The 12,201-nt window shown below is 49.4% G+C and carries 10 protein-coding genes; 3 read left to right on the top strand and 7 right to left on the bottom strand.

Features of this window, described 5'->3' with window-relative positions; translation table 11 throughout:
- The first annotated feature begins 194 nt into the window (after positions 1-194).
- Positions 195-1,409: a glucose-1-phosphate adenylyltransferase gene (locus tag F456_RS0114010; RefSeq protein ID WP_018977676.1), complete on the top strand. Its 1,215-nt coding sequence runs from the start codon at positions 195-197 to the stop codon at positions 1,407-1,409.
- Positions 1,410-1,501: 92 nt separating this feature from the next.
- Here F456_RS0114010 and F456_RS0114005 read toward each other — a convergent pair whose 3' ends face one another.
- From F456_RS0114005 to F456_RS0113980, 6 genes are all read right to left on the bottom strand, one after another.
- Positions 1,502-2,056 (bottom strand): GNAT family N-acetyltransferase, encoded by a 555-nt coding sequence (locus F456_RS0114005; protein ID WP_018977675.1) that lies wholly within the window; start codon positions 2,054-2,056, stop codon positions 1,502-1,504.
- Positions 2,057-2,098: 42 nt separating this feature from the next.
- On the bottom strand, positions 2,099-3,550 hold the full coding sequence (locus F456_RS0114000; RefSeq protein WP_018977674.1) for a sensor histidine kinase: 1,452 nt from the start codon (positions 3,548-3,550) through the stop codon (positions 2,099-2,101).
- On the bottom strand, positions 3,547-4,245 hold the full coding sequence (locus tag F456_RS0113995) for a response regulator transcription factor (RefSeq protein WP_018977673.1): 699 nt from the start codon (positions 4,243-4,245) through the stop codon (positions 3,547-3,549). Before F456_RS0113995 ends, F456_RS0114000 begins: the two co-directional genes overlap by 4 nt.
- A gap of 53 nt (positions 4,246-4,298) precedes the next feature.
- Entirely contained in the window at positions 4,299-5,597 is a 1,299-nt protein-coding gene (locus F456_RS0113990) for a hypothetical protein (protein WP_018977672.1), read from the bottom strand.
- An 81-nt stretch (positions 5,598-5,678) separates the two neighbouring features.
- Positions 5,679-6,404, bottom strand: coding sequence for a phosphonate ABC transporter ATP-binding protein (locus F456_RS0113985; RefSeq protein WP_018977671.1), 726 nt, complete (start codon positions 6,402-6,404; stop codon positions 5,679-5,681).
- A 73-nt stretch (positions 6,405-6,477) separates the two neighbouring features.
- Entirely contained in the window at positions 6,478-7,653 is a 1,176-nt protein-coding gene (locus F456_RS0113980; protein ID WP_018977670.1) for an MFS transporter, read from the bottom strand.
- 193 nt (positions 7,654-7,846) lie between these two features.
- Between F456_RS0113980 and F456_RS0113975 the strand changes: the two genes are divergently transcribed.
- Together F456_RS0113975 and F456_RS0113970 are read left to right on the top strand one after the other, a co-directional pair.
- Entirely contained in the window at positions 7,847-8,707 is an 861-nt protein-coding gene (locus F456_RS0113975) for an ArsR family transcriptional regulator (RefSeq protein ID WP_229675752.1), read from the top strand.
- Between the two features lie 69 nt (positions 8,708-8,776).
- The gene (locus F456_RS0113970; protein ID WP_018977668.1) at positions 8,777-9,541 is read left to right on the top strand and encodes an HAD family hydrolase; all 765 of its coding nucleotides are present in this window, start codon (positions 8,777-8,779) and stop codon (positions 9,539-9,541) included.
- 81 nt (positions 9,542-9,622) lie between these two features.
- Here the strand turns inward: F456_RS0113970 and F456_RS0113965 are convergent, their stop codons facing one another.
- Positions 9,623-11,896: a DNA topoisomerase III gene (locus F456_RS0113965; RefSeq protein ID WP_018977667.1), complete on the bottom strand. Its 2,274-nt coding sequence runs from the start codon at positions 11,894-11,896 to the stop codon at positions 9,623-9,625.
- Positions 11,897-12,201 lie beyond the last annotated feature (305 nt).

The following is a 12,201-nucleotide window of genomic DNA, read 5'->3' as shown; positions in this document are numbered from 1 at the left end:
ATCTTTATTTGCTAACTGTCTATTTTAAACACATCAATTCTTTTATTACCCGTTTAAACAGGCACTGAATAAAACGATACTAAAAAAATTTTTTTTGATAAATGCAACATATTTCCTTTTTCTTAAGTTTCAAAGCTTGCTTCTTCCGTTTAATCATATGTTATGTTGACATACATCACGGGAGGGAAATTAACATGAATAAGAAAGACTGCATCGCTATGCTGCTTGCCGGAGGAGAGGGTCGAAGACTTGCACCGCTGACGTCTACGCTCGCTAAACCTGCTGTGCCGTTTGGCGGTCATTACCGTATCATCGATTTTCCTCTCAGCAACTGTCTGAATTCAGGCATCGACACTGTAGGCGTACTGACACAGTATGCTGCTGAGTCGCTGCATGAACATATCGGCGAAGGCACTCCGTGGAAAAATGGTTCGGCAGATCGCGAGATCGTCCTGCTGCCGCCCGGCGAACGCGGAGAATACCGTGGAACGGCTGACGCTATTACCAAAAACATTGAATTTATCGACCAACATGATCCCGAACACGTACTGATCTTGTCGGGTGATCATATTTACCATATGGATTATGCAGAAATGCTCGAAGCTCACAAGCGTTCAGGTGCGGATGCGACACTTTCCGTGATGGAAGTGCCGCTTAATGAAGCGCATCGCTTCGGTATTGTAACGACCGATTCGAATCTTCGCATCGTCGAATTTAACGAGAAACCGGCCAAGCCGATGAGCAGTCTCGCATCAATGGGTATCTACGTATTCAAATGGTCTTATCTGCGCAGCTACCTGCTGAACGATGGCGATAACGACACATCCGGACATGATTTCGGCAAAGATCTTCTTCCTCTTATGCTGAACGACGGTTCGCAGGTGAATGCTTATCCATTTGCAGGCTACTGGAGAGACGTTGGCACGGCAAACAGCTTGTGGGAAGCACATATGGATCTGCTAGGTGAAGACAAAGCGTTCGAATTGAACAAATCGGAATGGCCGATGCATACTAATCGTCAAGCCAGCCGCCCTGCTTTGTTCCGCCGCACGCTAGCTCCTTCGCCTATCTCTTCGATGGTGCACGAAACATGTGTGAACGAAGGTACAGTCAAGCATTCCGTTCTCTTCCGCGGTGTACAGATCGGCAAAGGATCGATGATTGCAGACAGCGTGATCATGCCGGATGCCCAGATCGGTCGTAACGTCAAGATTGAGTACGCGATTGTCGGCGAGAATGCTGTGATTCGCGATGGAGCCGTTATTAAAGGAACTCCAGACGATATTCTGATTATCGGACCACACGAGACGGTTTACGCAAAACCGGTAATCAACCCTCAATCGGTTCGATCCCTTCAGGATACTTATGAAACAGCAGCGATTCGCCGGGCTGGTGGATTGACTTCCTAATCAAAGCTCTTGTTAAAAATAAATAAGCCGTCCGCGAAATGGATTTTGTTCATTTCGCGGACGGCTTTTTCTATTTACATTCTTTATTTGCATTAGTTTCCGTTGGGCTTCTCATACAAATTCACATATCGCCCGCCTCTTTCACGATTCAGATCACGTTCTGTTACGAAGACAAATCCGTTTCGCTGATAATAGGCATTCAAGGTGGGAAGGTGTGCTACACAATCCAGCCTTAAGCCAAGCTTTCCTTGTCTCGCGGCTTCTTGTTCGGCATAGTTCAGCATGACGCCCCCATAATCCAATCCCCTATATTCAGGCCGTACCGTCAAGCGATGCAGATACAGATAGCGATCGTCGTTCAAGTCTTTCCAATAAGACGGATCGCTATCCTGCAAAGTAAATAGACCTGCAGGCTGGCCATCAGCAGTCAGCAGGAACAGCCGACGGTTATCGAAATACCCGCGTACCGTATCGCTAGTGAACATGTCGGGCTTCCACTGTTCCACGCCTGCATGAACCATAACTTCCGCTGCTTCGCGCATCATTGCTGCAAGCACTTCGACATCGTCTATTGACGCTTCGCGAATGGACAGTTCGGCAGAGCCTTTACCCTGACGGAACAAGTTAGTTTTTTCGTTAGACGACATATCGTATCCCCGCTTTCTTATCCGTCAGAGTTCAATGCCATTCTAGACTTCTTCAATTCCGGCTGTATCCGTATCGAGTTCTTTCGCTGCCGGACCTTCCTCCAGCAGCGGCAGCATGACGCTTACTGTCGTCCCGACTCCAAGTTCACTCGACATATCCAACTTGCCTTCGTGCAGTTCAACCAACTGCTGCGTGATCGCAAGCCCAAGGCCCGTTCCTCCACCCTGCGTATTGACCTGGAAGAAGCGGTCTTTGACCCTTTTTAGATTTTCTTCATCGATTCCGATACCGTTATCCTGTACCGAAGTTCGCACCCAGCCATCTTCCCGAACCAAATGCAGAACGATTACCGAACTTTCATGCGAGAACTTGATCGCATTATCAACGATGTTCAGAAAAATCTGCTTGAGCCGGTTGGCATCGCCATATACCCAATATGCGTCGCCGTCCGCATCCAACCGAAGCTGAACCTTCTTCAGCTCGGCTTTTGCCCAAACGTTCAACACAATCTCTTTGAGCAGCTCTCTTAGGTCGACTCTGGCCATAGTCAGCTTCATCTCATTCTGCTGAAGCTTGGAAAAGTCGAGAAGTTCTTCGACAAGTCCGATTAAACGATCTGTTTCCTTGGCTATGATCCCCATTCCGATTCGCGTTTCGTCGGGATCGTATCCGCCTGAATCCAGCGTCTCGCTCCATCCCTTGATCGACGTAAGCGGCGTTCGAAGCTCGTGTGAAATCGATGAGATGAAATCGTCCTTAATTTGATTGCTTCGGACGATTTCTTCTGCCATATAGTTAAGCGTCGACCCCATTTCGCCAAGTTCATAACGATAGTCGCCCTCAACGCGGACATCAAATCTGCCCTTGGCCATCTGCGCCGATACGGCAATGATATTGTTGATTGGACGCACAATGGAATTGGCCAGCCCAATACTGACAATCAGTACGATGAACAGAACGATTGCGATAACCGCCATCGAAACGAGCGTGATTTCGGTAAGGCGCTGATTAACTTTTTCGATCGAAGTGACGAACCTGGCGAGATAGACCTGACCGCCGTTTTGCTGCAGCGTGGTCGTCACCGCCATAACGGGTTCTCCTGTCGTCGCTTGTCGGCCAATCCATTTGGCTGTGCCGCCGGAAGCAAGTGCTTGCGGAATATCGCTCGTCTGTACCGGCTTATCCGCTTCAAATCCCGACGAGCTGATCAGCACTGTTCCTTTACCGTCAAGAATTTGCAGTTCGGCTTCAGGCAGCTTTAGCAGTCCCAGTACCTGATTCAAGTATTCCATTTCGCTCTGATCGTTAATATTGGTTGATACCAGGACACTTCTTACGGTTGCGTCGATATGACTTGAAATCATATTGTTGATCGTATCGTAATAATAGGTTCGGATCGCAAACAGAAACACCACTTCCACGAGCATCAGCGCCAGGAAGATGACGATAAAATAGTGCATGACGATCTGTCTGCCGATCCCTTTCTTAATCATTGACCCTGGCCTTTCCATTTATAACCGTGCCCCCATACCGTCTGCAAGTATTCGGGTTCCGATGGATTATCCTCGATCTTCTGGCGCAGACGGCGAATGTTGACATCCACAATTTTGGGGTCACCCATGTATTCCTTCCCCCAGACGTGGTCGAGCAGCACATCTCGGCTGAGCGGGGTATTTTCTTTTTCCAGGAAAAATTGAATTAGCGAAAACTCCGTCGGCGTCAATTCGATCGCCTGCCCGTTCTTTTTAAACTGTTTGGAAATCAAATCGAGTTTGAACGGCCCTGAATCGAAAGTTACCTTGGCAGCTGTCTCCCGATGGACATTGACTCTCCGCAGCAAAGAATGAATACGGGCAATCAACTCGGTAGGACTGAACGGCTTGCTGACATGGTCGTCTGCACCTACGGACAGAGCGTATACTTTGTCCTGCTCCTGAACTTTTGCAGTCAGGAAAATAATGCCCATTCGCTCATTCGTTTCTCGGATACGTCGGCATACTTCGAATCCGTCGATTCCCGGCACCATAACGTCGAGAAGCGCAATATCGATTCCAGGTTCCGTTTGTAAAATATGCAAAGCTTCATGGCCGTCTCCCGCTTCAAGCACCTCGAATCCGTTGCGCTTCAAGTTAATGACAATAAAACTTCTGATTGATTCTTCATCTTCCAAAATTAACACTTTACTCATGAGACTCCCCTTCCCGGACTTCTATACCGTTTGTTTATATACTCAAGCGGCGGTCAGCTTAACGGAGTGCCAAGCCGGCCTGTCGACAGCGGCCCATTCGGATTGACCCGGTAAGCGATAACCTGGCTGCTTGTGCTGTAAAGCTTGATCCAAGAGTCGCCTTGGGATTCATTTTGCCATTGAGCCGGTGTAAAGAAACGGACTTCCTCGATCCACTGGCGATTCGCATCGTCGATCCGAACAAACTGCAAATATTTGTCGACCATCGATACCGTATTCAACGTTACATTGTCGAGAAGTTCTTCCGGAAAAGGCGGAAGCACGAATCGGCCGCTGGCATCGCGATACTGCTCTCTAATTTTAATAAGTCCATCTTCTTTATCCCATTGATTGTAGACAGTCAGCATAGGAATATCTTTTTTGTTCGCGAACTTGTCCCATCCGACCGGCAGTTTCAGTGTAGGAATTTCGATAATGCCGTCGCCGTTTATATCTTCACTTTTGACCAAGCCGTCCTTGAATGCCGCAACTTCGCTTAATACGGACTCCAGCATACCATCTTTCATGACAACGATTTGAGTGTATGAACCCGAACCGACCATGATATCAAGCACCAGCCCATTTTGATCCGCCGACACTTTGCCTGCCGAAACGTTATAATATCCTGTAATCGTTTTGTTCGGCAGCATAAGCGAAGACAGCTCCTGAAAAGCCGAATCCCTATACTGATACACCCGGATATCCGTTCCTGTAGACGGCCTCATTTCGACCAAAGCCAAGTCTTTGCTGTCATCTCCATTCAGGTCGATTAATGCAAAGTCCGTATAGGGCAACTTAACATCATGGATCTGCAGTGTTCCCTCGATATACGAATACACCATAAGAACATTGCTTGCGGCTGTGGAAGAATCTTCTCCGCTCACTCCATATCCAGCCAAAATATCCGTATATCCATCCCCGGTTATATCCGCAAATTCAAGTCTGTCCAGCACTGGCCCCTGTCCCTCAATCTCCAGTCTTTTCACCCACGACTCGCCTTGTTCCTGCAAAATCATCAGCTTTAGATTCTGAGTATTGTCGGCCGGCTTGTAAAATACAATAGCTTCTCTCGTTCCGTCTCCGTCCAAATCGGCGTAACGAATAGAACTTGTATCCTCCGAGGAGCGTGTGCGAACTTCGGTAGCCCCAGCTGGAAGCTGCCTGTCGATCACATTTTTAAGGACCTCTTTGTCCGCTGGAAGGCGCGGCGGCCGAATCAGCGATGTAGGGTCCGGCAAAGACATCGTATCACTGCAGCCTGACATCAGCAGCAGCCCCGCCGCCGCGACGACGCTTAACCACATTTTTTTCATTCCTTCGCTCACTCTCTTCCGCATATATCCGACCGGCATTCCGCCAAATATCGGAGCTGTTTCATTGGTGCCGCCAAGCTTTTACAGCCAGCTTTTTTCCGCCGACGTTAGGCGTCGTCCGCGAATATCCAGCACAATCTTACCGCCGTCCATTCCCCATATACGATGCGCGTGCTTCTCCGCAAGCTCGATCGGAAGAACCGCTACAACAGTTGTTTCCTGAGTCTCACACAGATTTTTGAGCATACCGAGCACGCTGTCAGCCGTTTGCGGATCCAATCCGATGACCGGTTCGTCGGCGAGCAGAACGTTTGCGCCGTGCGCCAGAGCGCGAGCTGTCGCAATACGCTGCCTTTCGCCGCCGCTCAAGCTGCCCGCTTTAAGCTTGGCCTTATCCAACAACCCGAACGATTCAATCATATCCATCGCACCCATGTAGTCGTCTGTACGCACCATCCCGGTAATTCGCCGCCATGCCGGAGTTTGACCGACTTGACCGATCAGGACATTTTTCAGCGCTGTCCGGTTCGGATCAAGATCCGGATTCTGCTGCAGGTAAGCCCATTCTCTGCGGATTCGCATTTTACCCGACCATCCGGCTTTGAATACGTCAATATCGTCTACGACGAATGTGCCGCCGTCCCAATTTTCCCGCAGCGCCAGACAGCGCAGCAGCATGCTTTTCCCACTGCCGCTCGGTCCTACAATCGCAACAAATTCCCCTCGCACCAGATCGAAGTCTATGCCTTTCAGTACGGGTACCTTGTCGCTGCTTACCGTCTTTCTCAAGCCTCTCACCTTGATCATACGCCATCCGACTCCCCTGACTTGGTAAACTTCACTTCTCTAGTGTACATCGAAACGATTGCTCATTGCCACGTCAGACGTTGTTTTTCTCGATATTTTTAGATGTTTCTCCTCGGAAAAAGAACCCCATCAATCCAAAGCATATATAAGCTCCGCCCATAATCCAGAACAGCAGAAACGGTGAGCCATGCTGCATGCTGTATCCTCCTATACCCGGGCCGGCCATGCTTCCGATACTGAAATGGAATGAAGCGATGACGTTGGCCGACGGAATAAGCCCTTTAGGAAGAATATCCGCAGCGTAAGCCATACCCAGAGAGTAGAACGATCCAACGAGTCCGCCGGCAGCCAGGAACAGCGCAATATTGGCCCACAGATTGGTTCCGGCCATCGGAACGAGCGCAAACAGCAGACCTCCGCAAATTCCGGCCATAATCAAGATCGGACGACGTCCGACTCTGTCGCTCAGCATACCCAGAGGAAGCTGCAGAATAAGTCCGCCAATCCCCGTGCACAGCAGCAGCAGGGCAATGTTTTCCGTTGACAAGCCGGTGCGCAGCGCATAAACAGGGAAATTCCCGTTTAACGAAGCTTCCATATAACCGTAGAGGAAGGCGGGAATCAACGCAAACCAAGCGAAGCGGTAAATCCGCGGGAAGCGTGCAAATCCGCGGGAATGCTGCGCTTCACGTTCCGGCCGATACTCAGGCAGAAAGCGTATCACGAAAATTAGCACAAGCAGGAACAGAAAGGCCAGCAGAACAAACGGAACATACTCACCGTAATTGACCAATCCAATTCCGAGCGGTCCAACGCTGAATCCGATACCGTACGACATTCCGTAAAGCGACAGATTCCTCCCCCGCTTCTCTGCCGGTGTTACAAGCAGGATCCAGAGCTGGGCCACGTAATTGAGCGCACTGTCTCCTGCTCCGACAATTAGCCGCAGTACGAACCAAATGCCGATACTCGGAATTAACGGGAATAAAGGGAGGGCGATCATAACCATTAACAGGCCGCCGATGAGCAGTTTTTTGAAACCAACTACGCCAACCAAGCGCTCTGCGATCAGCGTCATGGCAAACGAACCGATATACAGCGCCGCTGAGTTCATACCGTTGACGGAAGCGGAAACGCCCTGCTGCTCAAGCAAAATTGACAGCAGCGGCAGAAGCAGGCCTTGACTCAATCCCGCCATAACCACAATGCCTAGCAGAATGTAATAGGAAAACGAAGAACGTGCAGACAACGGAATTTCCTTCCTTTCACAGACACGCAGCGCTTCTGCGCCGCAATGCCTTACATAGTAGTGGACAAGTTCATGCGAAAACATACATAATATGTTCAATAGGCAGACGATGTTGGGCATAGGAGGTCATGGATTGAACAATTATGAAGTAAAGATCGATGTATCGGAAATTTATGAACTGCTCGGCAGCTTTATGGTTCATATCACAAAAAAATGGCTGCCAAATCTTGACATTGGTGCAGAATGGTCTGCACAAGCGGAAGCGAGCATGCCACCTGAGATGCGGAAACGCTTTGCTGAAGCGGCCGAATGGCCCTTTGTCGACTTCGATGCACTGTATGCCCTGGTGATCGAACGCGAAGCGGATGAAGATATTCCCCTCTTCCTCGACCGCCTTCTCTCCGAACCGGCAGAACACCTGCTGGAACTCGTGTCTGCACAGCTCCCTCTGCTGACAAAAGAGGATATGTACCGTATTCAGCGCGATTATACTCCGCTGCTGAAAACATGGTATACTTACTACTTCAAAAATATCCGAGATTCCATCCTGCCGTTGATCGAAGAAGATGCAGCCGAGAAACGGGAACTGCTGCTCAAGATGGATGCCAGCGCTTTGGTCGAATACGCATCGGGAGGCCTAGTGGTCGAAACACCGCTCGATTTGAAGACGGTCATTCTCTTTCCGACCGTACACAATCGACCGATGAACACGTACTGTTTCTATCAAAATGTACTGCTCATTCAATATCCGATCGATGCGCCGGAGCCTGACGAAGACGAGCCTCCAACTGTGCTGCTGCGGATGACCCGTGCATTGGCAGTCCCCGACCGCCTCAAGCTGCTGCGTTACGTCGCCGATCATCCTCGCTCCCTGCTGGAGATGGAACGGGATCTCGGACAACCTGCCGAAGCGCTTAAGCACCATATGGTTCTTCTGCGTACCGCCGGACTGCTGCGCACCCATATCGGCGAACAATCAAATGAAAAATTCAGTATACGTCCCGACGGGGCATCGGAACTGCAAATGTTTCTGGAATCGTATCTTCGCCTTTGACCAAGTCGATTGAATTTTCCAAACTGCCGGACCGAGCCCCTTCAGGATATTCGAAGGAGTGGACTTCACGTGACGGGCAACAGCAAACAACATCTCATTTTTGACCTGGACGACACGCTCGTCTACTGCAACAAGTATTTCGATCGTATCTTGGACGAATTTGTCGGACGGATGACAGACTGGTTTTCAAATAACGGACTTCATGAGGAACAGATCCGCGCCAAGCAGCTGGAGATCGATATCGCCGGTGTTCATGTCGTCGGATTTGCAAGCCATCATTTTCCCGAATCTCTAATCGCGACTTATCGCCACTTCTCTGCTCAATACGAGCGAATCGGCAGCAGTGCGGAAGAAGCTTTTTTAATGAAGCTTGGACTCAGCGTCTATGATCACGAAGTCGAACCCTATCCCGGCATGGTCGATACGCTGGAGCAGCTTCAAAGTGAAGGGCATGCTCTGTATCTGTATACGGGCGGCGAAGACAAAATTCAACAACGCAAAATCGACCAAATGAAGCTCAGCTCTTATTTCGGTTCCGACATCTTCATTCGTCAGCACAAAAATGTACAGGCGCTTGAAGGCATTCTCCAAGCCAAGTCACTGCCTCGCGAATCGACTTGGATGATCGGCAACTCGCTGCGGACCGATATCGCACCTGCGCTCAATGCCGGTATCAACGCCGTTTATTTAAGGCAGGAACGCGAATGGGCTTATAACATGATTGAACTGAATGAATCCTCCCAAGGCACGCTGCATACGATTTTCAAGCTTACCGAAGTTCCGGAGCTCATCAACCGTCATGCCCGTGCCTCTTTCCAAAAACGGACCCTCTAACCGGGTCCGTTTTTTTGATAGGCAATCCGCTGCCGTTTTTCGTATCTCGTTTTATAAACCCTGCTCTTAGACATCTTACTTTTAGGAACCCTGCTTCGTTTTTTCGGTCTTGGATGTCCGATCCGCAAACAGGAAATCAAGCTTTTTCTGCTCCGCATTCCAAGCCAGTGCCGCATCAAAGGTCTTCTCGCCCTTTTTAAACCCTTTGAGCGTCAATGTCTGGCCTTTATCGAGCAGCCGCTTGATTTGTGTTTCCGAGATGTCTTTGCCGAGGATTTTTTTGGATAAAGTGAAGGTACAGCTTGGATAACCGGTACAGCCGTACATTTTTTTCTTGTCAACGACCGGCTGACCGCAGATCGGACATGCACCCAGTTCCGGAGATCCGCTCCGATTTCCTCCTCCCGCTTCACCGCTTTTCTGCCCACGCCCATAGGCCGGACGTTCTTCGCTGCTCGGCAGCTCTACCGTGAACGACCAACCTTTCTCAGCCGCTACTGCATCGGACACAATTTTCTGGGCAAGCCGCTGGGCCTGTTCCATGAATGCCTTCGGCGATTCCTGACCTTGTCCGATTTCACTGAGACGCTGCTCCCATTTTGCAGTCATCTCTGCCGAAGCCAACACACTTTCGCCTAACGCTTCGATCAACACGGTCCCTTTGTTCGTGGCATAGACCATATTTTTGCGAACTTCGATGTATTGACGATCTTTCAGCCCACCAATAATATTAGCCCGGGTAGCCTCTGTACCCAGCCCTTCCGTTCGCTGCAGTACTTTTTCCAGTTCCGCATTGTCCAAATGTTTGCCGGCCGTTTTCATCAAAGTAATCAATTGCCCTTCGGTATAACGCTTCGGCGGCTGGGTCTTACCTTCTTTGACTTGAACATCTGCAACCTGTCCGGTATCTCCTTCCTTAACCGGAGGGAGTACAGTAAGATCCTCTTCATCTTCCTCTTTGCCGCTCTTATCCTCCGACTTGGTGCCTTTTGCTTTCTTTTTCGATGTATGATCATAAAGCACTTTGCGCCAACCTTCCTGCACAATCACTTTGCCTTTGGTCATAAAAGGATCACGGTCATCAACCCGCGTAACGAGATTGGTGTAATCGATGATTGCCTTCTCTTCGTGCGCGGCAATCAGTCGCTTGGCAACGAGCAGGTACAAATTGAGATGCATGCCCTGAAGCTTACCCGGAGAAGGCACCTGCTCGGTCGGAATAATTGCATAGTGATCTCCGACTTTCGAGGCGTTTACGTAACGTTTGTTGCCAATCAGCGTCGACTTGGGCGTCGGCAGAAAAGATTTTAACTCGCTGAACCCTTCCAACTTTTTCAGAATATCGGGAAACTGCTTGGCTTCCTCATCTGTAACGTACGACGAGTCCGAGCGCGGATACGAGATATAACCGTCTAAATACAGCTGCTGCAGACCGCTAAGTGTATCCTGAGGCGAGTATTTGTAGATTTGGTTAGCGGAAGCCTGAAGTGAAGACAACGAGAATAGCTGCGGCGGTTGAAACTCTTTGCGCTCTGTCTCAATCGATTCGACAATCGCATTTTTGCCTTCGCAGCGGGCACGAATTTCTTCCGCTTCTTGAGGCGTCTTGAGCCTTGTCTCTTCGCCATTAAACCAGGTTCCTTCATACTCTGATGCACCGATTGCAAAATGCGCTTTTACTTCCCAAAACGGCTCTGAATTGAAATTGGAAATCTCTTTCTCCCTCGCTACAATCAGCGCCAGCGTCGGACTCTGCACCCGACCGGTGGAAAAGACACCTTGAACTCCGCGGCGCTGAAACAGCAGCGAGTAGACGCGCGAACCGTTCATACCGACAAGCCAGTCGGCGCAGGAACGGCTGACCGCTTCGTAATACAGATTGCGTGTTTCACTTTCGTCCTTGAGATTTGCAAACCCCTGCTCTACCGCTCGAGGTGTCAGAGACGAAATCCACAGCCGCTTCATCGGCTTTTTCACTCCACTAAGCTGGATAATGATACGTACGATGTATTCGCCTTCCCGCCCAGCGTCACTTGCAATAATGATTTCTTTGACTTCGGGACGTTTCAGCAAATCTTTCAACAAATTGAACTGCTTGGCTTTCGAGGGAGTAATGCGATGCTTGAACTTGCCCGGCAAAATCGGTAGGCTGTCCAAGCTCCAGCGCTTGTAGGCCGGATCGTATTCTTCCGGCGGCACAAGCTCGCAAATATGTCCAACCGCCCAACTGACATAAGCTCCGTCCGGAAATGCGGAACATTTGGCAATTTCGATATACCCCTGCGTTTTTTTATGTTTAAACGGTGCCGCCAGCTTTGCTCCCTGATCGGGCTTCTCCGCTATAATAAGCTGCAAATTGATCTCCTCCTGTAGGAATAAGCAAGCAAAAGGCCGAGAGCCTCCTCCCGGCCTTTCTGGCCACGTTTCTTCGAACGATATCCGAATATTCATTTTATCATGAGGATACGCTTTTCGCTACAGGGTGAAAAGAAGCTCCTTTTCTATGTAAAAAGCTTAAAATAAATGTACAAAGATCTCCTGTGTTCTGTTCATGTTCTATTTATGTTCTTTTTATGTTCTTTTTATGTCATTTTAAATAACATTTAAAAGATAAAGAGAAATAAAACCTATCATTCCTCACCTTTATGTAATATAATATG

Source organism: Saccharibacillus kuerlensis DSM 22868 (genome assembly GCF_000378145.1).
GTDB lineage: Bacteria > Bacillota > Bacilli > Paenibacillales > Paenibacillaceae > Saccharibacillus > Saccharibacillus kuerlensis.
This window is presented reverse-complemented; position numbering and strand designations above follow the sequence as displayed.